The sequence below is a fragment of the Kitasatospora cineracea genome (genome assembly GCF_003751605.1).
In the GTDB taxonomy this organism is placed as follows: Bacteria; Actinomycetota; Actinomycetes; order Streptomycetales; family Streptomycetaceae; genus Kitasatospora; species Kitasatospora cineracea.
The window spans coordinates 1,198,374-1,223,837 of sequence record NZ_RJVJ01000001.1; the positions used below are offsets into that span (position 1 = coordinate 1,198,374).

Below are 25,464 nucleotides of genomic sequence, written 5' to 3' on the forward strand. Positions count from 1 at the left end.
CGGCCGGTACCGGCAGCTCTCCGGGAACCCACAGCAGCCGTCAGCCTGCGGAACCGGCTGCCGCTGCTGCCCGAACGGGATTGGCAGGAGCCCAGTCCCACGGGAACTGCCTGTTGGCGAGCAGGGTGTCGAGGCGGTGGCGGGCCTGCGGCAGGACCTCGGGCCTGCCCTGTGTGCCCAGCTCCGCGTAGAAGAGGTAGGCGCCGATGGCGAGCAGCATGGCGATCGTCCGGTACGGGAGTCCGCCGGCGGCGGCGGTGATGTCGTACCCGTAGTTGTCCACCCAGTCCTCATGGACGGACGGGTCGAGGCCGAAGGCATCGCGGCCGAACGCCGCAGCCGACTGATCGAAGCCGGGGTGCCCGATGCTCAGGGTCTCCAGGTCGAGGAGCGCGGTGCCGCCACCGGCGGCGAGGAAGGCGCCGTTGCCGGGGTTGAGATCGCCGTGGACGGTGCGCGGGGCGGGCCAGGTGATGCTGGTGTAGGCGTCGGCGATTCGGGTGAGGAGGGCGAGAAGGCGAGCGCGCTCGGTTTCGGAGATCACGCTCGACGGGAGCAGGGTGATGCGGCGGGCCGCGCTGGTGATCTTGTCGATGGGCGGGAGGCCGAGGCCGGTCAGGGGCGGGATGCGGTGCAGGCAGGCGGCGGCCCCGGCGAGCTGGCCCCAGGTGGGCTCCGTGGTGCCCAGGTCCTCGGTGAAGCTGACCACCAGGCCGCCGTCGACGGTGATGGGGCGGCCGTCGCCGAAGGGGGCGGCGGTGGGTATGCCCGCGGCAAGCAGGGCTTGAGCCGCCTGGGCGTCTCGCTGCACATCGGCGTACCGGCGGCGGTGGTGGACCTTGGCGATCACTCCACCACACAGGCGGAAGACGGAGTTCCTTCCCTGGTGGAGCAGTTGGGCGCCTGCCGGGTCGAGTCCGGCGAGCGCGGTGGCGTGGTGCAGAGCGGTCCGGGCGGTCCGGATGGGGTGCTGGTGGGTGCTGCGGGCCGGTGCGGCCGTGCTGGTGCCGGGGGCGGGCATGAAGTGTTCCTTCGGGTGGACGACGGCTGCCGCCCCGCCCGGGGCGGGGTGGCAGCGGTGGGTCAGTGCCGGACGAGTTCGACTTTCGGCGTCCATCACCTCCCACCACGCCTGCAGGTCCCAGACGGTGACCTGCGGGAGGTGGTCGGAGACCTGCTGTACCTGCGGCGTGCTCGGGGTGGTGGAGGAGATGAGCGCCAGCACCAGTTCCTCGGCGGCGTAGCCGTGGTCGATCCCGCCGAGGCCGCCGGGCGGGAGGTCTTCGGCGGGTATGCGCTGGCGGGCCTTCTTCGGCCCGTCCCAGGTGGTGGGCCGGTCCGCACCGGCCTGTCCGAGCACGGTGGCCGCGTACCGGCTGATGTTGACCATGCCGCGGAGGGTCATGAGCCGGTCGGGCACGTCGTCGGGCCGGGTCGTTCCGTCGGGCAGGACGATCGAGCGGTCCACCACCCACGCCCGGTCCTGGACGCGGTCCAGGGAGAGCGGGCAGCCCCACGCCGGCCAGGAGTTCATGTCGCCCTGGAAGAAGGCGAGCCACCGGTCCTTGTACATGTTGGCCAGCAGCCAGCGGATCTGGTGCTCGCGGTCACCGGGGTCGCCGAAGCTCAGGTGGACGCTGGCTACCGAGACCTCGCGCCGGCTGCGGGCCTTGGTGTGGGGGTGGATGCAGCGGAGCTTGGCCGTGGCGGGCCGGTGCCGGACCGCGTTGGTGTAGGGGACCCACTCGGGGTCGGCCTGGAACAGCTCGGGCGCGAAGAACAGCGCGTTGCGGCTGCCGGGGCGGACGTTCGGGGCCTCCACGAAGTCCAGCTGGAACTGCTGGGCGACCTCGGCGGCCTGGCCCTCCTGGAGCTCCTGGAGGGTGAGCAGGTGCGGGCGTTCGACGCCGTGCTCTTGGGCGAACCGCCGCAGGTGGTCGATCGCCTGGGCGAGTTTCCAGCCGTGCTGGATGTTCCAGCCGACGTGGACGAAGGAGCCCAGAGCGCCGGGCTCGGGCCTGGCGGTGGTGAGGGTGCTGCTCATGCGGTTGCCTCTCGGTGTCGGGTTCTGCTGGAAGGCGCGCCGGGGAGTGCGCCGAACCGGGACGGCGGGGTGCCCGGGTCTGCGGTCGAACGGACGGCCGGGTCACGGCCGCGACGGCGAGAGGGACTTGGCTGCGGCCTTGGTGATGACGGCGGTGGCCAGGGCGAGGGCGGCGGTGGTCCGGTCGTCGTGGTCGGTGCTCAGGGTGGCCGGGCCTCCGACGCCGCACTCGGCGGCGATGGCCGCGAGCCGGTGGCGCTGTTCGGCGGGCAGGCCGTCGGCGAGGCGGTGGCGTTCGAGGTCGCGGGCGCTGTAGCCCTCGGGGTCGGCGAGGGTGCGGCCGACGGCGGTGAGGTAGACGCGGGCGGCGTCGGGGAGTTGGCCGGCGGCGGTGGTGAGGTCGGCGACGGTCAGGGCGAGGCGGGTGTCGAACACCGCGCTGCCCTCCCGCAGGACGACAGCGGTGTGGGCATGGAGCATGGCCTCGGTCTGCTCGGCGGCCGGGGCTCCGTCGAGCAGCGTGCACGCGACGGTCAGCGCGGCGGCGATGGCGTGCTCCCACGGCTGTTCGGCGGGGGTGTCGCGGGCCAGGGCGCGGGCGAGGGCGGTCCGTCCTTCGAGGGCCATGGCGACGACGGCGACCTGGCGGGCCTCGAAGAGGCGGTCGCCGGGGGCGGTGGACTGCTTGAGGTGGAGGCGGGCGTCGGACCAGCGCCCATCGCGGACCAAGGCGCGGGCCCCGTCGAAGACCCGGATGCCGCCCAGCCACTCGTGGACGTTGCCGCGGTCGGCGCTGCTGGCGGTCAGCCCGGCGAGCGGGACCACCAGGCCGCCGGGGAGGGTGGCGTCGTCGTTCTCGGCGACCGCGCGCGCCAGCTCGTCCAGGACCGCGAGCGCGGCAGCTCCGTTGCCCGCCCGCAGGTCGAGGTGGGCGAGGTTGACGAGGGGTTCGAAGGCCAGGCGGGCCAGGTCGCCGGTCAGCGGCCGGTGGGCGAGGTAGAAGCTGGCGTGGTTGAGGCACAGCACCCGGGCCAGGCCGGGCAGACCGCGGTCGGAGGCGAGCAGCGCGGCGCGGTTGTGGACGCTGGCGGCAGTAGCCGGGTCCTCGGCGTCGGCGGCCTGCCGGGCGAGGTCAGTGAGCTGCTGCACCCGCTGCTCCAGCGGGACGGCGAGGGCGTGCCTGCGGGGGACCAACGGGAGGCGGGAGAGGGCGTCGCCGAGCGGGCCGGTGGGCCGGGCAGTGCGTTGGGCAGTCACCGCAGCACCGCCTCGTCGACGTCGACCAGGTCCAGAACCGCGCCGGCGGCGGCCGAGGCGAGGACGGCCTGCTGCTGGTGGGGCAGGCCGAGGCGGTTGGCGGTGAACAGCTGGTGGTGGGCGAGGACGGCGCGCTGCCCCCGCCACAGCTGGCCCTCGTCGGCCAGCGCCCGCAGGGTCAGGCCGTAGATGGCGAACGCGCCGAACCAGGAGGCGGCGTGGGCGAGTCGGCCCTCCAGGAGCGTGGAGCCAGGGGTGGTGTCGGCCTGCAGCAGGGTGCGGGAGGCGTCGACCAGGCGACGGTCCAGGATGGCCAGCCGGGGACCGTCTGCGGGCCGGTTCTCGGCGACCTGCGCCCAGGTGTCGCCGATCTCGTACCAGTCGAGCCCCGCGCCGCGCATCGCGGCGGTGCCGAGCAGCAGCCACAGCTCGGCCCGCTGGTCGGGGAGTTCGCCGCGGTGGACGGCGGCGAGGTAGATGAGGGCGTGGCGGCTGTCCTGGTGGAAGAGGCGGTGGGCGGCGGGCAGCGCGGCGGCTCCGCCGAAGGCGTAGGTCTCCGGCTCGTAGACGGCCGGGGTCCAGTCGTCGATCATGCCCGCCTCGCGGCACATGTCCAGGGCCTCGTTGACCGCGGCCGCGGTGGTGGCGGCCCCCAGAATGCCGGAGGCGGACTCGCGGTAGCGCAGCCGCCAGCGGTCGCCCTTGCGCAGGAAGTGCCAGCAGTCGATCAGCCCCTGGTCTTCCAGGGATATCAGGGCCGGGCCGAGGAGCCGGACGGCGTGCTCCTCGGGGTTGTCGGTGGCCAGGTGCAGGTGGACCTGCGTCCAGGCGCGGTCGCCGGTGGCGAGCACCAGGGTTCTCCTTGTCGAGTCGGGTCGGGTCAGACGAGCAGCAGCAGGGCGTCCCAGCCGGTGCCGGGGGTCTCGGCGGCCAGGGAGCAGCGGGCGAGGGAGATGCCGGCGGTGCCTTCGAGCAGGCCCTGTCCGGTCGCGGCGGGGACCGGGGTGGGCAGGGTGCTGGCGGCGGCGAGGATGCGCATGCCGGTGGTGTGGTCGGTGCGTTCGGCGAAGCGCCGGGCAGCCAGGCGGACGCCGGCCGTGCCGTGGCAGACCGTCTCGTCGGTGAGGCTGTGCACCTGGTCGGGGTCTTCGAGGGCGTCGAGGAAGGCGGCTTCGGCGGTGCGGGCGCGCGCGGGGTCGCCGGTGGCGCGGGCGGCGTGGTGCAGGGCGGTAGCGATGCCGGGGGTGCCGTAGCACCAGGACGGGCGCAGCGGCTTCGACTGGCGGGTTTCGCCCTGGTCGGCCTCGGCGGCGGTCAGTGCCTCGGGCCACCAGGCGCGGGCGGCGCCGTTCTGCTGCCAGGCGTCCAGCCAGTCGAGGATCCGCTCGATCGCCTCCAGCTGGCCCGGGACGCGGGTGCCGTCGAGGTGGGCGAGGGCCAGCAGGGCGAGCGGGCCGGGGATGCCGTGCGCGATGCCGAAGTTGCCGTGCCCGCCCGGGTACCGCTCGTCCGGCTCGCCGCTTGGCGCGAGGTGCGTCCACCAGCCGGAGCGCCCGTGCACCGGCACGGTCAGCCGCACCAGGTAGCCGAGGACTTCCCGCAGCAGTTCCTGTTCGCCCCGGACCCGCAGGTGCGCGCCGAGGCCGGTCAGCCCGCTGAGGAGGTCGAACTCGTGGAAGGCGGGGCGCTGCCCCGCGTCCATGCGGTGGTGGGCTGCGGCCAGACGCTTTCGGACGATGTCCTCCACCGCGGCGTTCAGGCCCATACGCGGCCGCTCGTAGACCCGCGGGCCGTGGAGCGCGGCCAGGTGCAGGACGTGGGCGACGGCGGGCGCGCCGTAGAACACCCCGGCCCCGGAGAAGGAGTTCACGGGCTGGCGCACGCACGCGGTGATCCACTCGTGCGCGGCCTCCCAGTCGCCCCGGCCGGTGGTGGCGCGCTCGATGTGCAGCAGCGCGGTGGCCAGGCCTCCCTTGGCCAGGGACTGGCCCCACTGGGCGGAGACCTCGGCGGGCGGTGCGAGCAGTTCGGCGGTCATGCCGGCTGTCCTTCCTGATCACGGACGGTGAGGGTGAGGGCGGCGGCGCGGGCCAGGCGGCGGCAGATCCGCTCGCTGGCCGCATCGAGGCCGACAGCGCGGGCGTGGTGCAGGTGCAGCAGCGAGCCGAGGACGTCGGCGGGATCCAGTTCGCCGTCCCGGTCGAGTGCCGCCCGGTAGCGGGCCACTGCCTCGGCCCGCGCGTACCAGGCCGCAGCGAGGGCGCGGCCTTCCTCGGTGAGCGCCAGCCGGTCGGGTCGGTCGGCGAGTTCGGCGGCCAGCCGCGGGGCGGTGCGCGGCAGCGCGATCTCGCTGTGCCGGGGCACCCTCTCCAGCAGCCAGGCGTGGCCGGCCCGCTCGCCGAGCAGTGCGGTGGCGAGGTCGAGCATGCTCGCCGCGGTGACGGTGGCCGGGTCGGTGGAGGTGGCGCGTTGGTAGGCGAGTTGGGCAAGCACTGCCCGGGAGTCGGCGGCGAAGAACGACTCCGCCGCCCGCAGCGCGGCCCCGCGCCCGTAGCGTCCGGCCTCCGGCAGGTAGGTGTCGATCTCCATCCGCGTCAGCAGGCCCTCCTCCCGCATCTGCTCGGCCCACCGGCCGATGCGCTCGGCGGCCAGCGACCACGCGGCGACGGCGGAGACGGGGATGCGCAGGCGCACGTGGGGCTCGGGGTCGGTGTGCCGCAGGAACCACCACTGCGGCGGGACCACCCAACCGGCAGCCAACCCGGGTACGCGTGCCAGGAGTTCACCGGCGCGGCGCGGGTTGCCGAACAGGCGGGCCGACAGCCACCCGGACGCGCCGGGCAGGTGCCCGGACCGGACGGTGGCCGGCCTTCCGGGCCGCGGGCGGGTGGCGGGCAGCGGGGCGCGGGTGGAGTGCAGTTGCACGGTGATCTCGTGGGCCCGGCCGCACCACCGGTTGTCGTCCGCCCTGGGGGCCTCGATCAGGATCGCGGTCGGCTCGCGGAGCAGGTGCTCGCGCAGCAGCACCAGGTGCTCCGGCAGGCGCAGGTCCAGGGGCAGCCGCAGGTCGTTCTGCGACAGGTACACCGCCGCCGGGACGTTGTAGCGGGCGATCCACTCGTCCGCCGCCGCCTGCCACTCCTCCCACTCGGCGTCCTTGCCGGGAAGGTCGGCGGCGGGCAGGTTCCAGCGCGCCGCCGACAGCACCACCTCCCCGTAGCGCACCCGCGGCAGGTAGGGCAGCTGCCCGGCCGCGCCCCAGTTGAACGCGGTCAGCCACGGGGTGTGGGCGTGGGTGATCTCGCACAGGAACCGCACCAGCGGGTCGGTGTTCGCCCGGAAGTCCACCGCGTTGAGGACCCGCACCTCCACCGGGCGCCGGTCGGCGAGCCGCACCAGCCACATCCGCCGCTCGTCCGCGCACACCCCCAACTCCTCAAGCCGCAGCACCGATCCGATCTGCGGGTACTCGCCCAGCGCTAGCAGGGGCATGAGTGCCGGGGCCCGGGAGACGTTCTCCGCTCGGCCGTACAGCGGCGGCGCGGACACCTGCACCACCAAGGCGTCGGCCCGCAGCGGTGGCGCGGCGGCGATCGCCGCCTCCAGCTCGTGCCGGCGCTCGGGCTCCAGCAGGTACAGGAACCGGCCCGCGGTCGTCCCCGCCCCGCGCGGCACCGCCTGCACCACCGGGGTGAACGGCACGGCCCCGTACGTGAACGGCCCTGCACCGTAGGCCGACAGCCGCACCGTCAGCTCGGCGTGCGGCTGCACCGCCCCCTCGGGCACCGGGTCGGGGGCGAGGTGCTCCAGCAGCGGGCCGTTGAGGTTGACCTCGTCCAGGCACTCGACTGCGGCCTTCTGCGCCAGCGCCATGAGCTGGGCGTCGCGCCGTCCGAACTGCGGCGGCACGTCGGGCAGGACCGAGTCCCGGTAGCGGGCGGGGAAGCCCAGCCCGGTGTCCGGGTTCACCAGCTCGACCACCGGCACCACCGCGCCCGGCCCGAACCGCTCCGCGAACCGGCGGTGGTAGTCCACCCACACCGGGTTCCCGCCGGGGAACGGCGACAGCCGGGTCAGCACCTCGGCCGCGCCGGCCACCAGCGACGCCACCCGCCGAGGCAGAGCCGCGGGGCCTGCGTCCAGGCGCAGGTCCACCATCAGCGGCGGCACCTCGCCCGAGCGCCCGGCCTGCTGCCGTCCCAGCCGCGTGCGCAGCGTCCGCTGCTGGGGCGGGTCGGTGGACTCGTTGTGCCGGGTTAACTGCTCCCGGAGAGTGCGGAGTTCGTTCAGGAGCGCGGCTGCGGCGGGGGTCTGGTCGAGGCCGGTGGTGTGGGCGATGGCGAGCAGGTGGCCCAGCGGGTCGGCCGCGGTTGTCGGCAGGTGCAGGATGCTGATCAGGAAGCCCTGGCGCACCAGTTCGCCGAGCATTGCGCGCACCGTGGCCGCCGGGGCGGCCGGGAAGCGGTCGGCGAGTTCGCCGAGCGTCACCGACAGCGGGCCGTCGGCCGCCTCCAGCACGGCCAGCACCGGGCCGGTGGCGCGGACGGACACCTCGGCCGGTTCGCCGTCCTGCGGGTTGCGGACCACCGGCAGCACGACGCGCTCTCCTCGGCGCACCCGCAGCTGGTTGGCCGTCACCGGCAGCAGGTCCCCGACGGCCTCCTCCAGCTCCCGCACCACACCGGCCAGCCAGCGCGCATCCGGGCGCGCCACCGCCCGGGGCGCACCCCAGCGGGGAGCGGCGGCGGCCTCGCCGAAGGGCACCGCGGTCACCCCGGCGAACAGCCCGAAGGGCGTGGGCCGCTGCTGGCGCAGCGCGTACTGCATCACCGAGGCCGTCAGCCGGCGCAGCCGCCGCCTCGGGACGTGGTCGAAGTTGAAGACCACCTCGCGCACCCGGGCGGCCAGTTGCGGGCCCGCGGCGACCTCGACCGCTGCCGCGAAGTCGGCGTCCGTCCAGACGTGCTGGAGCCAGGCCCGCCAGTTCGCGGTGGCGTGGGGGCCGGTGTCGGCCAGGTCGGGCCACCAGGACGGCCCGGCCTCGGCCGGGCGGGCGGCGGCGCGCAGCAGAGCCGGTCCTGCGACGGCGTACACGGGTATTCGCCTCGATTCCGGGAGATTTCAGGAGGTTTCGGGAACGCCTGGGCCCGGCGTGCGGCGGCTTGACGGCCGCACGCCGGGCCCAGGTCACACAGGGAGAGGAGCGGTCAGACGTTGCCGCCGAACGAGACGCAGGCCGTGCCCGCACAGGTGGCACCGCAGCCGTCGTCGGTGGAGCGCAGCAGCGCGGCCACCGGGTCGGCGCCCTCCACGATCGTCACGTCGAGGTCGAAGTCGTCCACCGGGGCGGTGCCGGTGAGGGTCTTCGTCATGGTGCTTCCTCCTCAGAGGTCGGTGGTGCAGGACCTGGCCGCGGACTGCGGCCAGGAGATCGTGAGCCGGACGTGGGTCTTGTCGACGACCAGGCCGTCCGGGAGCTCGTCGTTGGGCGTGCCGATCGGCTGGGCGGTGAAGACCGGGCCGTCGCCGTTGCGGTGCTCGCGGTCCCAGTTGCGCACCTCGGTGTTGATCAGAGCGGCCAGGGGTCCCCCTTCGGGGCCGAAGCCGTGCGCGCCGAACTCGAAGGTCGCCGGGTCGTCGGTGATCTTGCGCAGCGCGAGGTAGGCGAGGCTGTCGCCTTCCACGATCGCCGGGCACGCCATCCGGTTCGCCGGGGCGACCGTCCCCGTGTCCAGCTCCGGGTCCACGGACATCAGGCCGAACCCGGGCAACACGCTCGCCAGCCGCAGGTACAGCGAGTCGAAGGGCTCCTGGTTGCCGATCGTCACCCCGCTCCACCACTCCGCGCGGGGCGTCTCCAGCGCGCCGCCCAGACGGCTGGTGTCCGGCCGCTCCAACTCGTCGAACCGCAGCCCGATCTCCTTCGTGCCGCGCGGCAGCACCAGGAACTCGTCGTGCGCGTCCGTCCCCCGGATCTTGACGAACCCGGAGACCGTGGCGGACACGCTCACCAGCCGCTCGCCCTCCCGCCGGAAGGCGATCGAGCGGGTCAGCCCGTGCATCCGCAGCGGCACGGTGATCGTGCCGCCCTCGACCAGAGCACCCGTCCACGCCGGCGGCAGGTCCCACGCCCCGACCGTGACGACGATCCGGTCGAACGGACCGCCCTCCACCGGCTCGGAGCCGTCCGCCAGCACCACCCGCACCCGCCCGTACCCGGCCTCGGCGAGGTACTTCTGCGCGCGCTCGGTGACGAACGGGTCGATGTCGACCGTCACCACCTCGCCCTCCCGGCCGACGAGTTCGGCCAGCAGCGCCGCGTTGTAGCCGCCCGACCCGACCTCCAGCACCCGCATCCCCGGCCGCACGTCCGCCTGCTCCAGCATCTGCGCCTGGATCCGCGCGGCCGACACCGAGCTGACCGCCAGCCCGTACCCGTCCCGCTTGGTCACCAGCGCACGCTCGGGCTCGTACGCCTCCGCGAGCGGCACCTCGGGCGCGAACACGTGCCGGGGCACGGCCAGCAGCGCGGCCGCCACCCAGTCCGTGCGGACCGCACCGCCGGAGCGCAGCGCCTCGACCATGGCCGTGCGCAGCTGTTCGGGAGAGGACTGGCCGGTCGTTTCCGCCGTGGCGGTCATCGCAACTCCTAGTCGTCGGCCGCGGCGAGCGCGGCGCTTCTGTGCGAAGGACGTCGGGGCGTCCCTGCCCCGGACCAGCGCGGCTGTCGGCGCGGCCCGGGAGTCATGTGCTGAGTCAGGCGGTCATGGCCGGCCACAACCGGCCCGGCAGGCGAGGCTCCGCCCCAGTGCTGGCCCCGGCCGAGAACACGTAGACCACCTGGTCAACGAGCAGCGTCAGCGCGAAGTCCTCGCCGAAAACCATGGCGGCCATCGCCGCCTCATGCTCCTCGGCGATCGAGAAGATCTGCCGGGCCCAGTGCGCGTCCTGCGGGTCGAACTGCTCCGCCATCTCGCGCAGCCGCACCCCGATCCACAGCGCGGCAACCCGCGGGGAGGACGCCTCGAACGTGGCGAGCAGCATGCGGCGCCCCGCCCCGGGCGTCAGCGCGGTCACCTCGCACCAGTACGCCCCGCCCGCTCTCTCCGCCTCAACGAAGGTCGTGCCGCTGGGGTCAACCGGAGGTGTTGCCCAGCGCGGCAGCAGCCCCGTGCTGGAGAACGCCGGGGCGACCGGCGCTGGCGGGCTCGACCGGCGAAGTCGCAGCACGCGGCGTAAGGCACGCCTCACCGTCTCTGGCCATCGCGCCGTCACGCCGCCGCCCCCAACTGCTCCTCGTAAGGCACTTCGGCCCACACGATCTTGTCCCCTCCAGACCTCTCCACGCCCATGGCCGTCGACAGGCTCCGCACCAGCAGCAGGCCCCGGCCGCTCTCCTCGGACGGACGGAGAACCGTCGGCGGCAGCAGGTCCGGCCGCCCGTCGAGCACCTCGATCCGGCAGCAGCCCTCCGCCCGGCGCAGGCGGACCACCACGTTCTTGCCGGGTACGGCCGCGTGCAGCACCACGTTGGTGACCAACTCGCTGGCGATCATCGCCAAGTCGTCCACCACTGGGCTGTCCGGCTCCCAACCCCACCTGCAGAGCTGGTCGCGCACACCCCGACGTGCTGGTCCGACCGACTCGGGCTCGGCCTCGTAGGCAGCTGTCCAATCCTGCTGATCAGTTGAAACGATGTGGTTCACGGATGCTGCACCCCGCTCCCGCTTCTGTGGAGCAGTGCGGCTCCGTGGGCTTCGGTTCGCTTGCGGAGGTACACAGTGCCGCCGATCACTCGACACAACCACCCCTTTCAACCACCCACTTGACTCACAATCGGGTGACTTGCCTGACTCTCAGTCACCACTTCGCCACCACTTCCCGGCGGGCTCTGGCAGTGAGGTGTTCCTTGGTGGTAGGCACGTAATGACGGCCACGAGCAGCGTCTCGCGCTGCCATCCAGCGAAGGGACTGCCGTGAGCAGGTCCAGGACTCTTCTCCACCAGTTAGTCACACAGCGCGCCATGACCTACTCGGAGTTCGCCGAGGACTACAGGCTCGCGGCAGCCGTCCTGTTCGAGAGGACCAACGACCCCGTGTACCGGGGTGCTGTGGTCGCCGAGAACTCGTTCATTCGCTGGAAGGGTGGCGACGTTTCGATGCCTCGCCGTCCCGCTCCGAGAATCCTTGAGGAGATGTTCAAGCTCACGGCCGCCCAGCTGTTCGGCCCCTGCTCGGACGAGCAAGTCCCGGTGCTACTACCAGCGCCGATGCTTGATGAAAGTGATCTACGGATGACCGCACGAAGTGCCCGCGCCCACGCCACAGACGCGGCAGCCCAGCTCCTCCCCGACCTCACGATCGAGCAACTGGAAGACGACCTCGCTCGGCTGGTGCGGGCCCACACCAACACCCCGCCACACACCATCTACGCGCAGGGCAAGGAAGTTCTGGCCCTTGCGCAGGAGATGCTCGACCGCACGCAGAAGCTCTCCCAGCGGGGACGTCTCTACCTCGTCGCCGGTGAAGCGGCGGCCCTCCTCGGGGGCTGCGCCTTCGACCTCGGCGCGTCGTCCACCGCCGTCGAACTCCTCCGTGCCGCCGCGCTGTACGGGCAGGTCGCCGAGCACGGGCCGCTCCAGGCGTACGTCTACGGCTACCTGGCGATCCTGGCGTACTGGAACGGCAACCCGACCGTCGCCGTGCGGCACGTGAAGCACGCGGACCAGTTCCCCGGGGTCGGCAACGCCGGCAAAGCACGGTTGGCGGCCATCGCGGCCCGCGCCTACGCTCACCTCGGGCGCGTCGAGGAGACACAGCAGGCCATAGAGAGCAGCCTGCAAGACAGGGGGTCCCGGCGAGACGAGATCCACGACGACCTCGCTGGTGAGTTCGCTTTCAGCCCGGAACGGGTCGCGATGTCGAACAGCGCAAGCTACCTCCTGCTCCGGGACGGTACGGGCGCAGAGACCTCGGCGCGGCAGTCCCTCCAGCTGATCACCGAGAACACCACGGGGGCGGTGCCGTTCATCGTCGGGCCGCAGGCATCGTCCGACCTCGCCATGGCGCTGCTGCTGCGGCGCGACCTCGACGGAGCGGCGGAAGCACTGGCGCCGGTGCTCGCCCTTCCCCGCGAGTGGCGAGGCGCGGGACTGGTGGACAGGCTCGGCGCAGTTCGCAGAGAGCTGGTCTCGCCGGACTACCGTGGCGCAAGCACAGCCGGAACCCTCGCCGAGCAGATCGAGGACTTCACCGCCGTAGCCGCGCCGCGCATCCTCGGTCCGGGCACGACACGGCTGGCGATCGACAGCGGGGAGGTCAGCTGACCTTCTCCACCTTCTCCAGGATGCGGGTCTCCTTCGCGGGGTCGATACCGTGCTCGGCCCACCGCGGGTGCGGCACGGGCAGGTTGCCCTGCTGGAGCCAGGCCCAGGTGTCAGCCACCGTCTCGGCCAGCGGGCGGCTCCGGAAGCCGGCGGCGAAGGCCGTGCTGGAGTCGATGGCCCAGGCCCCGGCGTGAGTGCGCCATAGCGGCAGCTCGGTCCACTGCTGGACGCCGGCGTCGAGCAGCACCTCGTCAGGTGCCCAGACCAACTGGCCCGTACTACTCGTGGTCCGGAGACAGGCGTCCAGGAACCCGCCCCAGGTCTCCCTGCCGAGCGGCGCGGTCACGTTGTGGATCTGCAAGCCGTCCGCTGCTGCCTGGTCGAGGGTGAACTCGGCGACGTCGCGGACGTCGGTGGGCTGGATCGTCCGTGCCGGATCGCCCGGTGCGAGGATCGCCCCGCCGCGCTCCGCACGCCGCAGCCACCACGGCAACCTGCCCACGTACTCGCCCGGCCCCAGGATCACCCCCGGCCGCAGGACGGACACGCGGTCGGCGAAGGCCGCCAGCACCGCGCGCTCCGCCCCCGCCTTCTGCCGCCCGTAGTAGTAGTCGGGACCGGTCCAGTCGGCGGGCAGGCGGCCGTAGTCGGCGTCCGCGTCCGGCGGTCCGTCCAGCACCTCGGACTCCACGCTCAACGGCTCATCCGGCCAGCCCCGGTACGCCGAGACGGTGGAGATGTAGACGTACCGCTGCGCCTGCGGCGCGAGCACCTTCGCGCCGTCCAGCACCGTCCGAGGTGCCAGTTCGGAGGCCGAGGTGTCCACGACGGCGTCCCAAGGGCCGTGCGCGGCCAGCGCCGCGAGGTCGGACGGCCGTTCCCGGTCGCCGTGGACCGCAACTGCGCCGGCCACCGGGATGCCCGACCTTCCACGGCTGAAGGTCGTCACCTCCCACCCGCGTGCGAGAGCACCGCTGACAACTGCCCGACCGAGGAACCAGCCGCCGCCCATCACGAGAATCCGCATGCCGCCGATACTGCCCTGCTGGGTTCGCTCCTACGCCACCGGGTCAAGGTCGGTGGCGGAGCTCGACCCGAAGCAGAGGAACGGCGCAGCCAGGCTCCGGGACCGGCGTACGCGCCTGCGCGTATATCCGCCACCTGCAACTTCGTAGCGTCAGCAAGGTCTGTGAGGCGGCCGCCGCGCTGGTCGTGCTGGCGGCAGAAAACCTGGCCGAACTGTCCGTCAAGTCCCTTACCGTTGAGTTGTCCACATTGAGAAGCGGCTTGTGTTGGAGAGTCGAATGCCTGGCCCCACGTCGCAGGAACATCCGAAGCGGCACCATACGGTCGCGCGGCTCCAGCAGTCGGGGTTCTGCAACGAGCACGACCAGGTCCTGTGCGTGCCGCTCCCCGGCGGGCGGTCGTTCCTCCAGAACATCAACGACGCGACGGTGATCGGACAGTTCAACCGAGTCACCCGGGACGGCGAGGACTCCTACGCCCTGGAGTACTTGCTCTCGGACCTGGAGACGGACTGCGCGCCGGCCTGGAAGCGAGCCCGCGATCCTCGCCAGTGGCCGCTGTCTGCCTCGGACCGGCGAGCGGTCGCCACGCTGATCGCTGCACAACACCTCCGGACCATGCGCTCCCGGGCCCAGATCCTCAACACGCACAACCTGCTGCTGGAGCTGGCCGAGAAGTTCGGGCTGCCCTACGAGGCTCAGGGCGAGCCGAACCTTCCGCTGGAGCACGCCCGGCTGATCAACTCCGCACTGCCGCAGGCCCGCGATGTACTCGTGAACCGCTCCTGGATGCTGTTCGTCTTCAAGCGCAAGGCTCTGGCGTTCTCCGACAGCCCTGTCGTCCCAGTTCCGGGCGTCGACAGCGACTGGAGGACGCCCGCGGGGCTGTTCACCGAGGGCGGTGTCTTGGTGCCCCTCGCCCGTCGGGTCGCGCTGGTCGTCGGAGCGCCCGGCACCAGCCCGAGCGTGGACGCCATGGTGGAGGGGACCACGAAGCGGGCGACGGACTTGAACTCGCTGATCTCGGCGAACGCGCACCGCTTCCTGTACCACCACCCGGAGGACGACCCGCTGCGCGGTATCTCTCTCCCGGAGCCCGGCGGCAACGCCGAGGTGATGTACGAGGTGATGACGCACGCCCAGATGCGCCAGCACCTGGAGCGGACCTCGGCGGCGGGACAGCAGTAGCCGCCCCGGGCCTTCGGTCCGGGGCGGCTCGGTGCCGCACGGTCACTCCCAGCCGCGGGCCTGCCGCAGGCGGTCGAACTCCGCCCTGGGGACGGACTTCGCCGGGATGTAGAGCAGGTGGGTGACCGTTCGGCGGCTGCCGGGCACGGTCCGGCGCTCGTAAATGCGGACCTTGGGGAAGACGACGGTCCACTCGGGGTGGGTCAGGTCGAACAGCTCGCTGGGGTCGCCCGGGAGCGGGCTTCCGTTCTCGTCGACCAGTTCGCTGTCGGCGGCGGACGCCGGCGCCTGGAGCGTGATCCCGGGCACCGGCCCCTCCGGGCGCGGTTCGGGCTGCTCGGGGGGCACGGGGGGCGGTTCGAGTGGGGCGGCGGCAGATGCCTCCGCCGCCGGGATCGGGGCTGCTGCGGGCTGCTCCGCCTCCGGTGCGGCACTCTCCGGGGCCGGAGTTGCTGCGGGCACCGGGGCGGTGGTCTTCGCCGGGGGCTTGCGGGCGGCCATCAGGCGGCCGCCTTGAAGGTCCCGTAGACGAAGGACTCGGGGCGGGGCACCTCGAGGCCGATGCGCTCGGAGCCGCGCATGGTGACGACGCCGCGCTCGAAGTTGTCGCGGTTCTCGGTCGAGACCTGGACGCCGACCTGCTCGCGGTCGTAGAGGCGGGCGCCCAGGCCGAAGCTGCCGACGAGGAACTTGCCCTCGTTGATGGCCATCGAGTCGACGACGGCGAGCCGCCAGACGATCTTCTGCGCGCCGATCGCCACGTTGACCGCGACCCGGTAGGCCCCTTGGCCGTCGGTCTCCAGCTCCAGGTCCTCGAAGTCGAAGGGGTGCAGGACGATGCCGGTCGGCGGGTAGTTGGCCAGCACGGCGCGGGTCGCGGCTCGGCGGATCGCGGCGGTCTGCTTGTCGGCGGCGTCCTGGGCGTAGGTCTGCACGCCTTGGGTGTTGACGATGCCGGTGATGCTGTCGTCGCCGCCGGGGCCGTACAGGATCTCGTTGTCCTCGACCATCTTGACGCCGTCGACCAGCTCGGTGTCGATGATGCCGCGCAGGCGGGGCTCGTCGGCGAGCGTGTTCTTGTGGATCGGCATGGTGTGCGCGATCTCCGCGACCGGGTAGAGCACGGTCTTGAAGGTGAGCTGCGACTGCGGGGCGCGGGCGTAGACCTCGACGGCGGCACCGCCACCGGCCGGGACCTCCATCGCGCGCTCGGGGACGACGGCCGCCCCGTTGGTGAAGCCGGTGACGCGCACGCCGTACAGGATGTTGGCGGTGGTGGTCTCCGACGGGAACAGGTCGCGGATCCGGCCGGGGCGCAGCGGGCGGGGCACCATCTCCAGCTGCTCCGGGGTGCCGAGGCCAAGGACGGCGGCGGTGCCGGCGGACCGGCTGAACACGTCCTTGCGGGCGAGCTGGTGGAGGCCACTGCCTTCGATGGTGACGATCTGGTCGAAGGAGCCGCGGAAGCCGGCGGCGGCGAGGGACTTGAACTCGCTGCTGTCGATGAACCGCTCGCCGAGGGACTTCGCGCTCTGGCCCGCGAGGTGGGCTGTCAGCGCGGCGTCCCGGGGTGCGAGGGGGCTGGAGGCCGGCTCGTTGAGGAAGGTCTGGATGGCGGCCGCGCCCTCCAGGTCGGTGATCAGCTGCTTGATCTCCTGGGCGTCGGCGAGGGCCTTGCGGAACGCGGCGGCCTTCTCGGTGGAGACGGTCACGCCGCCGTCCTCGACGGTGAAGGCCGTGCTGATCGTGTCGAGTTCGGCCGCCTTGGTGCGCAGCGCGCTGTTCAGTTCCTTGAGTCGAGCGTTGTCGACGGTGGTGGGCACGGTGTGGCGCTCCTTGGGATGGTGCCGGGCCACCCCGCCAGCGCGGGACGGAAGGGTCCACGCCGTGCGCTCGGTCAGCACCGGGACGCCACGGCGATCGGCACACCGTAGGAACTGGTGATCGTTAGTGTCGCGTTGAGGGCTTACCGGTTGGCGCACTTGCAGTCGCCATCATCAACTCCATTGAAATTAGAGGAAGTTGCCTGTTCTTCTGTCTGCTGTTGCGGGTGAGTGTGGTGGAGTCCGGCACGGCGTCGGACCGGCCGGTCAGTCCGGCTGTCCCTCGTGGAGGCCGGCGTGTACCCCTTCCCGAAGCCTGGTCTTCCGCTGCTCGAAGCAGCGGGAGCCGCTGGCCCCGTCGGCAGCCCTGTCCGCCAACTCGCTTTTTGTGGCGAGGTGTTGGAAGTGGTTCCGGTCGAATCCGGTTGGGCGCTGCGGATCATCGGTTCCGCCGAGGAGTCGTTCGGGCCGTGCAGCACGCCGGAGGCGGCGGAGAGCTGGATGCACGAGTGGGCGGCGTGGCGGTTGTGGCCGCTGGCGCAGGCCCGCGGGCCGTGGGGGTGCTTGGCACGTGCGGACGGCGGGTGGATGACCGCGCTGGCCCGCACCGGCCTGCCGCCGGTGGTGGAGGCGCACTCTGCGGTGCAGCACGCGGAGGAGCACGCCGCCCGGCACCTGGTCTCGCCCGCGGCTTGGGCTGCGGGCCCCGACGGTCTACCGGAGGCGGTGCGCGAGATCGAGGTGCGGTTCTGGGTGAGGGAGGGCTACCGGGTGCTGGCGGCCTGGGCGACTGCCGATCTCGGGGCGCTGGCCCGCGAGGCGTACCGGCAGCAGCAGCTCGGCCGGGGCAACTTCCCGGTGTCGGAGCTGGCGGCGCGGCTGGGGGTGTCGTCGGCGACGGTCTCCGGGGCGGCGGCCGGGCGGACCTGGAACCCGCAGATCAGCCCGGCGGCCGGGGTGCTCGCCCCTCGCCCCCGCCGGTAGCCGTCCGCCGCCGGGGGATCGCTCAGCCGCGGTCGGCGGCGTCGGCGAACAGCGTGAGCGCGGCGGTGATCTCCGCCGCGCTCAGCGTCTCCACGGTCCGCCCCTTGCCCTCCTCGGGGGCGGAGGTGGGGGCGCTCTGCCACTCGATGCCGGCGGCGTCGAGGACGGCGACGAGGTGCTGGGCGGCGGCGGCGAGACGGTCGGCGTTGTCGCCCGACAGGACCCGCCCGGCCTTCCCCGCGGCGGCGGTGAGCACCTTCATGTGGGACGCGACCCGTTCCAGGTCGGGCGCGAGCGCCGCGAGCGCGGCGGCCGGGCCGTCCTGTTCGACGTCGAGCACCAGGCGCACCGGTGCGGGCGGCCCGACGGTCGGGGTGCCCTCGCCGTCCAAGGTGTAGGGGACCTCCCAGGCCGCCGAGGTGTAGCCGTCGGCGGTGAACGCCCACACCGTGGCGACGACCTTGTCCGGGTAGGTGCCGATGATCTGCACCGTGCCGACCTCTACGCCGTCCCCGGCCGTCGCCTGCTGGAGGTGCTGCTCGACCGCGCGGGCGATGGTGTCGATCCGCTCCTCCAGGGTGCCGGCCAGCGGCGCCAGTTCCAGGTCGGCGTCGGAGAGGTAGGCGCGGGCCTTCCCGCCCTGCTGCTTCAGGTCAAGGGTGGAGGTGTAGGGGTTCGCACCGAACAGCACCGGCGAGTACTCGTACAGGTCGAGGTCGCTGATGCGCCGCGCGCCCCGGACACGCTTGGCGGTGCGGACCTTGTAGCCGATCGACCACTGGACCTGGTGGGCGAAGAACTGCAGGTTGGCGTACATGTCGCGCCCGGCCTGGGTGGCGAGGTTGCAGCGGCCCTTGACGAGGAGCGCGCCGGCCTCGGCGGGCCAGGGGGTGCTGTCGGGGAGGGCTGCGGGCAGCCGGGGGTCTCCGGGCAGCAGTTCCTCGGCGTGCTCGGTGCGGGCGGTCCACACGTTCCAGTCGTGCGACCAGACGCCCTTGGGGGTCATCGCGGCGAGGGTGCGGGCGTAGGCACCGGGCTCGATCACGTCGTTGTCGTGGTCGAGCAGGCCGGTGACGGAGACGAGGGTGGTGAAGGTGCCTTCGTCGTCGTCGGTCTCCAGGACGCCGAGCGGGGCGGCCTGCTTGTGGTCGAGTGTGCTGCTGGGGGTGCCTGCCACCGTCTCGCTCCCGTTCGTTGGTGCAGGTGACGGTAGGGGCCGGACGGGGCTTGGGTCGCGCCGCCTAGTCGTGCCAGCTGTCGTCGTCGCTGGGGTACACCTCCTCGGCGTACCACTCCCCGGGGCCAGCCAGGATGACGACCTCGGCTTCGTCCAGGCACCCGATGCCGGTTCCGGGTACCGCGAGGACGCGGGTGACGGGGATGTCGCCGCTGATCAGGTAGCCGTTGACCTGCCCGCCCTGGGTGGCGAAGTCGCGGGCAGTGTCCTCGTCGGTGGCGGCGGAGGACAGGGGGCGCAGCGGCAGGGCGGTGACGCTGCCGTGGCCGTCGACGTCCTGGAGGTGGGAGTCGTCGTAGTCGCCGGTGAAGCCGCGGTGGACGGTGATGTGGGTGACGCCGAGGGCGGCGAAGTGCTGCTGGGTGTTCTCCCACATCGCGTTGAGGAAGGCGTCCAGGACGTGGCCGCGTTCGCGGGTGATGCGGTCGGTCTCGGCGGCCAGGTCGTCGTCGCCGTGGTCCCAGGCGAGAGTGCTGTCGAGGTGGAAGGTCCGCTGGGCGGCGTCCTGGAGCGCCAGGGCGTCGGGGTCGTGGTCGTTGGCGGTGGACGCCCAGCCGCTGACGAGCCAAGAGACGGCCTCCGCCCGGACGAACTGCTGGTACTCCTCGCCGCTCATCCGCTGGTAGCCCCACGGCTCGCGGCGGGCGCCGCTGTCGAGGTCGGCCTGTTCAACGTACTCGGCGTACCCGTTGTTACCCGACTCGGGGCGATACGCGGCAAGGCGGCCGTCCCGGACACGGGTGAGGCGGTCACGCTGCTGGTCCGACAGCACGTCGTCCAGCACCGAGTTCATCGCCTGCGCGAGCGAGTCGCACATGGCGGCCTTGACCGTTCCGGCGGGCCGGTACCTGCTGCCGAGGAGGTCGGCCTCGCTGACGCGCTGACCCTCCGTGCGGGTGCCGGGGAGGGTGACGTGGCCGGCTCCGGCGTGCTCGGCGAAGCGGCCCTGGTGGTCGCGCGGGTGCCGCTGCTCCTCCCACCGGGCGGCCTTGTGCCGCAGCCGCAGAACTACCGCCGGAAGGCGCAGCCGGTCGGCTCCGCCCGCGTCCGAGTGGATCCGGCCGGGGCGGGTACCGCGGGTCGGGGCCGCGCCGGGCTGACCGGTCACTCCGCCGTCTCCCAGCGCCAGGTGCCGGGGCCGGCCAGGATGACGACTTCCGACTCGTCCAGGCACCCGAGCCCGGTGGCCGGGGTGGCGATCACCCGGGCGGCGGGGACGATCCCGCTGATCACGATGCCGGGGCCCTCGGCGGTGGCGAAGCCGTAGGCGATGTCCGGGTCGAGGGAGAACGCCGACAAGGGGCGCATCGGCGGATCGGCCAGGGTGTCGCCGTCGGCGGCCCACTCGGCGGGCGGGCGGCCGTCGGGGGTGGCGATGCCCCGCCACACGGTCAGGTAGCCGAGCTGCGCTTCGGCCAGGTGCGTCTGGGTGCGGTTCCACATCGCGGTGAGCATCGCCTGCTGCCCGGCGCCGAAGTCGGCGCGGTGCTCGGCGGTCTGCTGCGCGATCTGGTCGACCATCGGCCAGTCCGCGACAGGCTGCAGCCCGAAGTGCTCGCGGGCCGCGTCCTGGAGTGCCAGCGCCGGGGCGTCCTCGTCGTTGGACGTCACCGCCCACGTGGAGACGACCCGGTTGACCGCGTCCCGGCGCAGCAGGCCGCGCGCCCGGTCGGCGTCGATCTGCCGCGCCGAAGACCCGGCCGCGGTGCTGCCCGGCTCGGCCATGTGGACGAGGCCCGTCGCCGGGTCCTCGAAGGCATGCAGAGCGCCGGCCTCCACCTGGCCGAGGGCCACCCGGTCCGGCCCGCTCAGCAGGGCCTCGTCGGGCAGGTTCCGAAGGTCGTCGGTGAGCCCGTCCACGACGTTCGACTTGTACGCCTGGGTGACCCGCTCACTCTGCCCGTCCCGGAACACCAGGCCGTGCTGCTCCTCGTCGAACCGCAGCTCGGCCCGCGGGGCGCGGGACGGCTGGCCGGCCCCGGCCCGGATGCGCTCCAGCAGCGGATCGAGCCCGGCTCCGGGCACCTCGGCGAACCGGCCGCGGCCGTCGCGCGGGTGCAGTTCCTCTCGGAACGCATAGGTCTTCCGGCGCAGGCGTAGGCGTACGTCACGGGCTGCGGTGGGAAGCACTCGGGCTCCTGGTGGTCGTGCGCAGGTTGAACCGGCACGGTCCCAGGAGAAGCGCCTACCGTCGCGGCGTGACTACCTCGCTCACTCGGTGTCCTCGTGATACCAAGCCCAAAAGTGGTGGCCGACTTGCTCCACAAGCGCTGCCCGGTCCCATCGGGATTCCAGGTCGGCGGCCCAGGAGTCGGGGCCAGCGTGCAACTCATGCCACTTCGGCCGAGGCAGCCGCCGCGCCTTGCCAGGGTTCCGGTTGCCGAAGCCCTCGATCGTGGTGTTCCACAACGGCTTGAACTGGGTTGTTAGAGCGTCGATCGTCGCCCCCATGAAGAGGTCGTCGATGAAGAGGACCCGGAACATGAAGTCTCTCGGATCAAGGTCCCGGCTCTGTTCAAGGGTTCGGCGATGTTCCTCAAGCCGCTGTCCCACGGTGTGCTGCCTGGAGTACGCCTTCCCCGCGCCCGATGCACTCTGAACAGCGCCGACGTAGAGCGGGATGGGGCTCCCGGCGATCGGGGCGTAGAGCTGGTTGGCCCCGGTGTAGAAGATCGCGTAGATGCCCGGCTTCGTGGCCCAGTATGCGGCTTCCGCGAGTTCATAGGCGCGACCGGCCCGGAGCCTCTGCACCACGCTGCGCACCAGGTTCTCGGGACGCAGCGGGTCGAAGCTGTACTTGTCGAGACGCGGGTCCGGCGGCGTTTCTACCCGGTACGTGGAGAGGACACCCTCGCTCTGCTCCGTCACCACCCGGATCACCGAGCTTTCGCGGGGTTGCGCCGCTTCTTCGTTGCGTGCGATCGCCAGAAGGTTCCGCAGCGGGACCGGGTCGGCGTCCAGCTTCTCCGCGATCAGCTCCAGGGTCCGGTCGGACGGCGGCGGGCTGTCGGGGCTGAACGCTGCGTGGACCGTCGTTCGGGACAGCTTCCCGTCGCTGGCCAGCTGCGACTTGGTCATCCCTGACCGGGCGAGCAAGTCGCTGAGGGCATGGCTCAGTTGCTGCCGACCACTCTGGTCACCCACGGGACTCACTCCTCGACTTTCAGGTGTACAGTTGTGTCAGATCCGGAGGATTGAACACGGCCGCCGGATGGTGCTGCAGTTTCACACCCTCCCAATTCTCCAGGAAGGCCGGCCATGCGGACCCCCGTGATCGTGCTCATCCTCCTCCCCACCCTGATCGCCGTCGGCCTCCTCGCTGGCATCCTGCGCTACTGGCGCACCCGGTCCTTCCCCGACGCGGTGGAACGGGGCGGCACCGCCGCCGGTGGCGTCGCGCTGGCCATCGTCGCCGTCCTCCTCGCTGCCTACCTGACGAAGTAGGGCCGCACCACTACCGGCCGCCCTCGGCAGGAAGCAGCACCTCGGCTTCCTGCCGCAGGGCGGCCGGTGCGGCCTTGCCGAACGGCTGGGTGAGGACGCGGCGGGCGGCTTCCTGCCGGGTGATGCCGAGCACCTGGGCGAGGCCGCCGAGTGTGTCGACCGGCTCGCCGTTGGGGTAGCGGATGTCCCAGCTGCGGGTGCGCAGCCAGTCCTCGTTGAGGTGCTGCCGGTCGGTCGGGGGTGTTCCGGTGGTCATGCTGCATCCTCACACGGGGTGCGGTGGGTCGTCCGGCGGAGTCAGTGTTCGATGCGCCAGGCAAGGCGGCAGCGGCAGTTGACGGTCTGTCCGGGCGGGGCGGTCGGGTCTCCCGGGTGGCGCAGCAGGTCGTCGCCGATGGTGAAGGGGTGGCCCGCGGGCTGGGTCTGGCCGTCGGCGGTGTCGTGGTCGGGGCGGGTGCGGCCGTCGTCGTGGGCGACCCACCGGCGGACGAGGCCGGTTCGGGCACTGGCGGTGGCCGCCTGGTCGCGGGCGCTCTCGACGGTGGCGGTGGCGAGGCGGCTGGCAGTGGTGCTGGCCCAGGTGGCGAGGGACCGGCCCCAGCTGCGGGCGGTGTCGGTGATGGCGGCCAGGGCCTTGCCGTCGCGGTCGGCTTGGGTGATCTGCTCGGTGAGGGCGTGGGCCTGGTGGGTGAGCGAGTCGGCGAGCAGCGGGGCGAGCAGCGGCCAGACGGCCACGGGGGTACCGGTGGTTCCGACCGTGGCGTGCAGGTCGTCGGCGGCGGCCTCGGCGGCCTGTTCGATGAGGGGCTGGAGGGCCTGGGCGGCTTCCTGCTGCCAGGTGGCGGCGTCGACGGCCTGCTCGGCGGGCAGCTGCTTGGCGCCGGCGCGCGGATCAGCGTGCCCGCGGTCGTCCCAGTGACGGGTGCCCTTGCGGTGCCGGGGGGAGTTGAGGCGGGCGACGGTCCGCTCGGTCCAGCGGGTGGCGAGGGCCTGGAGGGTGTCGTCCAAGCGGGCGCGGAAGGCGTCGGCGGCCGCGGTGTCGAGCGGCAGGTCGGTGCCGGACGCGAGCGCCTTCGTGGTCTTCGGCGGTGCGGCTTCGAGGGCGGGGGCGTCGGCGGAGCTGGCGGGGAGCGCAGTGCGGCCGGAGGGCACCCACAGGGCCCGGGTCTGCGGGGTGTCCTCCACCTCGTCGGCGTATCCGGCGAGCTCGGCGTAGGAGCGGATGGAGCGGACGCCGGCGGCGACTTCTTCGCGGGCTTCGGTCAGGCGCTTGCTGCGGGGCTCGCGCAGCACGTCGATGTCGGAGGTGTCGAAGTAGACCTCGTTGTCCTCTCCGGCGTCGTCCTGGAAGGCGTCGGCGATCAGCCGCAGGTGGGGCGGCATCGTGATCTCCCAGAAAGTGGTCTTCTCGGCGCGGGCGTTGTCGAAGGTGCGGCCGGAGGCGTTGCCGAGCTGGGATTCCGGGACACCGAAGGAGGCGAGGAGTTCGACCTTGGAGGTCGCGGCGACGGTCTCGTACGCCATGTCCCGGGGTGTGATGGAGGTGTCGGCGACGGTGACGTTGCCGCCGCTGAGGACCGTCCAGCCTCCGGCGGCGGAGGGGCCGGTGCCGAACTTGGCCCGCAGCAAACGCAGTTCGGCTTCGTCCATGTCGCCGTCGATGCCGATGACACCGCCGGGCCGGGCGTCGTTGTTGACGAAGCTCAGGTTGTAGTGGCGGGTGTAGAAGTCGAGGTCGGCGCTGAGGCCGGCGGCCTCCAGCGGGGTGATGCCGCTGTACGGGTCGAGCGGGTGGGGATTGCGGATCCACCGGACCTTCTCGACCTCGAGGTTGCGCAGTTCGCCGGTGACGGTGACGGTCTCGAAGTGGGAGATCAGGTCGCTGCCGGTGGACGGCACCGGCCGGGTCCGGCCGGGCGGCAGCAGGTCGATGCGCAGCAGGTCGCCCCCGCGGCTGAAGGTGGGCTCCAGGAAGACGCCGCGCTTGGAGAGCAGCAGCTGCATGCTGACGCGCTTCTTGAACGTCCACGCGCCCTCGGCGGGGTTGGACCGGACGTTCATCGCCCGGTAGAGGGGGTGGGCGTCGTACGGCGGCAGCGGCTCGTCGGAGGTGCCGCCGCGCGGCCGCACCCGCAGGGGCCGGTCCGCGACGTGGTTAGAGATCGTGTCGACGGCCTTGTAGATCCACACCGCCCGCTCCATGCCGTCGCGCACGGCCCGGTCGACGGACCAGGGGCGGGCCCGGTCGACGCCGGCGGGCGTCCAGCCCGGGGAGAAGTCCGGGAGGGACTTCACGGCCGGGGCGGGGCGGCGCAGGGTGGGGAACCAGCGGCGGGGCATGGGGCTCCTACTCCTCGTCGGTCTGGCCGAGGGCGGCGGCACTGCCGAGGGCCGACAGGCTGGTGCAGGCGATGCCGAGGCGTACGTCGGTGGCGTAGGCGGCGGCGTTGAGGCCGATGGTGCCCAGGGCGAGCAGTACGAGCGCGGCGACGTCGCGCACCCGCTGCTGGCTCGGGTACGCGACGTCGCCGGTCAGGTGGCCCTGGTTCCTGCTGGGTGTGGTCACGGCAGGCAGGCTAGGCAGAACGCGGGTTAGCGTCCCGGCGGCGGCTGGCGCATCCGGTTGTTCGGGTCACGCGGGTCCGGCTTGCGGAAGTTGTCCGCCGCGGCTACCTGGTGGGGGTGCTCGGCCGTGGGACGGCGCTTGCGGGTGCCGACCGGGCCGCCGTGGAGCATCGGGTCGGCGCCGGCGCAGGGCTGCTCGCTGACCTCGTCGTAGGGGCGGCGGCAGCGGATGCACATGACGTCCGCGCTCTGGATTTTGGTGGTGGCCGGGACGCGGTAGACCCCGCGGCGCCGGGCGTAGGCGGCCCCCTGGGTGTCGACGGGGACGTAGGCGGCGATCACCCACTCGTGGACGATGTCGGGGTTGGGGGCGTTGTCGGTCGTCGGGTTCGTCGTAGTCATGCTGCACTCCCCTCGCCGATGGGCGCGGTGTCGGTGCGCCGGCGGCAAGCAGCGGTAGTTCTGTTCCTGTTCTGGGTGGACCCGGTCGTGTGGTGCGGGTCTCGCCTGGGACGCGGGCTGCTGGCCTCGCGTGTGGCCCTCGGGATGGTGCTCGAAGGGGCGGGTGTTC

24 protein-coding genes are annotated in these 25,464 nt (G+C 72.6%); 4 read left to right on the forward strand and 20 right to left on the reverse strand.

What is annotated here, in order from left to right:
• Window positions 1-40: 40 nt before the first annotated feature.
• The 9 genes from EDD39_RS05365 to EDD39_RS39320 form a co-directional block, all read right to left on the reverse strand.
• Window positions 41-2,044, reverse strand: a complete 2,004-nt coding sequence (locus EDD39_RS05365; protein WP_123553666.1) for a phosphotransferase — start codon at window positions 2,042-2,044, stop codon at window positions 41-43.
• Window positions 2,045-2,146: 102 nt separating this feature from the next.
• Window positions 2,147-3,301, reverse strand: a complete 1,155-nt coding sequence (locus EDD39_RS39315; RefSeq protein WP_159073107.1) for a hypothetical protein — start codon at window positions 3,299-3,301, stop codon at window positions 2,147-2,149.
• Window positions 3,298-4,152, reverse strand: coding sequence for a thiopeptide-type bacteriocin biosynthesis protein (locus EDD39_RS05375; RefSeq protein ID WP_159073108.1), 855 nt, complete (start codon window positions 4,150-4,152; stop codon window positions 3,298-3,300). Before EDD39_RS05375 ends, EDD39_RS39315 begins: the two co-directional genes overlap by 4 nt.
• A 29-nt stretch (window positions 4,153-4,181) precedes the next feature.
• On the reverse strand, window positions 4,182-5,339 hold the full coding sequence (locus EDD39_RS05380; protein ID WP_100837011.1) for a lanthionine synthetase C family protein: 1,158 nt from the start codon (window positions 5,337-5,339) through the stop codon (window positions 4,182-4,184).
• The gene (locus tag EDD39_RS05385; RefSeq protein WP_100837012.1) at window positions 5,336-8,395 is read right to left on the reverse strand and encodes a lantibiotic dehydratase; all 3,060 of its coding nucleotides are present in this window, start codon (window positions 8,393-8,395) and stop codon (window positions 5,336-5,338) included. Before EDD39_RS05385 ends, EDD39_RS05380 begins: the two co-directional genes overlap by 4 nt.
• A gap of 113 nt (window positions 8,396-8,508) precedes the next feature.
• Window positions 8,509-8,673 (reverse strand): FxLD family lanthipeptide, encoded by a 165-nt coding sequence (locus EDD39_RS05390; RefSeq protein ID WP_100837013.1) that lies wholly within the window; start codon window positions 8,671-8,673, stop codon window positions 8,509-8,511.
• Between the two features lie 12 nt (window positions 8,674-8,685).
• Complete coding sequence (gene fxlM / locus EDD39_RS05395) at window positions 8,686-9,942, reverse strand: methyltransferase, FxLD system (RefSeq protein WP_123553668.1); 1,257 nt, start codon at window positions 9,940-9,942, stop codon at window positions 8,686-8,688.
• 115 nt (window positions 9,943-10,057) lie between these two features.
• Window positions 10,058-10,345 (reverse strand): hypothetical protein, encoded by a 288-nt coding sequence (locus EDD39_RS05400; RefSeq protein WP_162869946.1) that lies wholly within the window; start codon window positions 10,343-10,345, stop codon window positions 10,058-10,060.
• 227 nt (window positions 10,346-10,572) lie between these two features.
• Window positions 10,573-11,109 carry an ATP-binding protein gene (locus EDD39_RS39320; protein ID WP_341869321.1) on the reverse strand — a complete coding sequence of 179 codons (537 nt, stop codon included), beginning with the start codon at window positions 11,107-11,109 and terminating at the stop codon, window positions 10,573-10,575.
• A gap of 168 nt (window positions 11,110-11,277) precedes the next feature.
• Here EDD39_RS39320 and EDD39_RS05410 point away from each other — a divergent pair, with 168 nt between their 5' ends.
• Window positions 11,278-12,627, forward strand: a complete 1,350-nt coding sequence (locus EDD39_RS05410) for an NsdA family TPR-like regulatory protein (protein WP_123553670.1) — start codon at window positions 11,278-11,280, stop codon at window positions 12,625-12,627.
• Here EDD39_RS05410 and EDD39_RS05415 read toward each other — a convergent pair.
• Window positions 12,620-13,654, reverse strand: a complete 1,035-nt coding sequence (locus EDD39_RS05415; RefSeq protein WP_100837018.1) for an NAD-dependent epimerase/dehydratase family protein — start codon at window positions 13,652-13,654, stop codon at window positions 12,620-12,622. The genes EDD39_RS05410 and EDD39_RS05415 overlap by 8 nt on opposite strands.
• A gap of 277 nt (window positions 13,655-13,931) precedes the next feature.
• Between EDD39_RS05415 and EDD39_RS05420 the strand changes: the two genes are divergently transcribed.
• Window positions 13,932-14,840, forward strand: a complete 909-nt coding sequence (locus EDD39_RS05420; RefSeq protein WP_100837019.1) for a DUF4238 domain-containing protein — start codon at window positions 13,932-13,934, stop codon at window positions 14,838-14,840.
• Window positions 14,841-14,882: 42 nt separating this feature from the next.
• Here the strand turns inward: EDD39_RS05420 and EDD39_RS05425 are convergent, their stop codons facing one another.
• On the reverse strand, window positions 14,883-15,149 hold the full coding sequence (locus tag EDD39_RS05425; RefSeq protein WP_148089389.1) for a hypothetical protein: 267 nt from the start codon (window positions 15,147-15,149) through the stop codon (window positions 14,883-14,885).
• Window positions 15,150-15,340: 191 nt separating this feature from the next.
• Window positions 15,341-16,663 (reverse strand): phage major capsid protein, encoded by a 1,323-nt coding sequence (locus EDD39_RS05430; protein ID WP_159073111.1) that lies wholly within the window; start codon window positions 16,661-16,663, stop codon window positions 15,341-15,343.
• A gap of 405 nt (window positions 16,664-17,068) precedes the next feature.
• Between EDD39_RS05430 and EDD39_RS05435 the strand changes: the two genes are divergently transcribed.
• Entirely contained in the window at window positions 17,069-17,647 is a 579-nt protein-coding gene (locus EDD39_RS05435) for a hypothetical protein (protein ID WP_100837022.1), read from the forward strand.
• 22 nt (window positions 17,648-17,669) lie between these two features.
• Here EDD39_RS05435 and EDD39_RS39325 read toward each other — a convergent pair whose 3' ends face one another.
• The 4 genes from EDD39_RS39325 to EDD39_RS05455 all read right to left on the reverse strand — a co-directional run bounded on the left by EDD39_RS39325 (window position 17,670) and on the right by EDD39_RS05455 (window position 22,028).
• Entirely contained in the window at window positions 17,670-18,824 is a 1,155-nt protein-coding gene (locus EDD39_RS39325) for an HK97 family phage prohead protease (protein ID WP_159073112.1), read from the reverse strand.
• Between the two features lie 64 nt (window positions 18,825-18,888).
• On the reverse strand, window positions 18,889-19,992 hold the full coding sequence (locus EDD39_RS05445) for a hypothetical protein (RefSeq protein ID WP_100837023.1): 1,104 nt from the start codon (window positions 19,990-19,992) through the stop codon (window positions 18,889-18,891).
• Complete coding sequence (locus tag EDD39_RS05450) at window positions 19,989-21,014, reverse strand: hypothetical protein (protein WP_100837024.1); 1,026 nt, start codon at window positions 21,012-21,014, stop codon at window positions 19,989-19,991. Before EDD39_RS05450 ends, EDD39_RS05445 begins: the two co-directional genes overlap by 4 nt.
• An 81-nt stretch (window positions 21,015-21,095) precedes the next feature.
• Window positions 21,096-22,028: an Eco29kI family restriction endonuclease gene (locus EDD39_RS05455; RefSeq protein ID WP_100837025.1), complete on the reverse strand. Its 933-nt coding sequence runs from the start codon at window positions 22,026-22,028 to the stop codon at window positions 21,096-21,098.
• 114 nt (window positions 22,029-22,142) lie between these two features.
• Here EDD39_RS05455 and EDD39_RS05460 point away from each other — a divergent pair, with 114 nt between their 5' ends.
• Complete coding sequence (locus EDD39_RS05460) at window positions 22,143-22,328, forward strand: hypothetical protein (RefSeq protein WP_100837026.1); 186 nt, start codon at window positions 22,143-22,145, stop codon at window positions 22,326-22,328.
• A gap of 10 nt (window positions 22,329-22,338) precedes the next feature.
• Here the strand turns inward: EDD39_RS05460 and EDD39_RS05465 are convergent, their stop codons facing one another.
• Genes EDD39_RS05465 through EDD39_RS05480 form a run of 4 tightly spaced genes read right to left on the reverse strand, consistent with a single transcriptional unit; the run spans window position 22,339 to window position 25,295 of the window.
• Window positions 22,339-22,584 (reverse strand): hypothetical protein, encoded by a 246-nt coding sequence (locus tag EDD39_RS05465; protein ID WP_100837027.1) that lies wholly within the window; start codon window positions 22,582-22,584, stop codon window positions 22,339-22,341.
• Between the two features lie 41 nt (window positions 22,585-22,625).
• Window positions 22,626-24,668 carry a phage portal protein gene (locus tag EDD39_RS05470; protein WP_100837028.1) on the reverse strand — a complete coding sequence of 681 codons (2,043 nt, stop codon included), beginning with the start codon at window positions 24,666-24,668 and terminating at the stop codon, window positions 22,626-22,628.
• Window positions 24,669-24,675: 7 nt separating this feature from the next.
• Window positions 24,676-24,894, reverse strand: a complete 219-nt coding sequence (locus EDD39_RS05475) for a hypothetical protein (protein ID WP_100837029.1) — start codon at window positions 24,892-24,894, stop codon at window positions 24,676-24,678.
• A gap of 26 nt (window positions 24,895-24,920) precedes the next feature.
• A complete protein-coding gene (locus EDD39_RS05480) occupies window positions 24,921-25,295 on the reverse strand; it encodes a hypothetical protein (RefSeq protein WP_100837030.1) in 375 nt (124 codons plus the stop codon).
• Window positions 25,296-25,464: the final 169 nt, after the last annotated feature.

Bases quoted from the DNA above. Each gene is read 5' to 3' on its own strand.
- EDD39_RS05365 (WP_123553666.1), bottom strand. From the start codon at position 2,044: ATGAGCAGCACCCTCACCACCGCCAGGCCCGAGCCCGGCGCTCTGGGC.
- EDD39_RS05380 (WP_100837011.1), bottom strand. From the start codon at position 5,339: ATGACCGCCGAACTGCTCGCACCGCCCGCCGAGGTCTCCGCCCAGTGG.
- EDD39_RS05390 (WP_100837013.1), bottom strand. From the start codon at position 8,673: ATGACGAAGACCCTCACCGGCACCGCCCCGGTGGACGACTTCGACCTC.
- fxlM (WP_123553668.1), bottom strand. From the start codon at position 9,942: ATGACCGCCACGGCGGAAACGACCGGCCAGTCCTCTCCCGAACAGCTG.
- EDD39_RS05400 (WP_162869946.1), bottom strand. From the start codon at position 10,345: ATGCTGCTCGCCACGTTCGAGGCGTCCTCCCCGCGGGTTGCCGCGCTG.
- EDD39_RS05415 (WP_100837018.1), bottom strand. From the start codon at position 13,654: ATGCGGATTCTCGTGATGGGCGGCGGCTGGTTCCTCGGTCGGGCAGTT.
- EDD39_RS05420 (WP_100837019.1), top strand. From the start codon at position 13,932: ATGCCTGGCCCCACGTCGCAGGAACATCCGAAGCGGCACCATACGGTC.
- EDD39_RS05460 (WP_100837026.1), top strand. From the start codon at position 22,143: ATGCGGACCCCCGTGATCGTGCTCATCCTCCTCCCCACCCTGATCGCC.
- EDD39_RS05465 (WP_100837027.1), bottom strand. From the start codon at position 22,584: ATGACCACCGGAACACCCCCGACCGACCGGCAGCACCTCAACGAGGAC.
- EDD39_RS05470 (WP_100837028.1), bottom strand. From the start codon at position 24,668: ATGCCCCGCCGCTGGTTCCCCACCCTGCGCCGCCCCGCCCCGGCCGTG.
- EDD39_RS05480 (WP_100837030.1), bottom strand. From the start codon at position 25,295: ATGACTACGACGAACCCGACGACCGACAACGCCCCCAACCCCGACATC.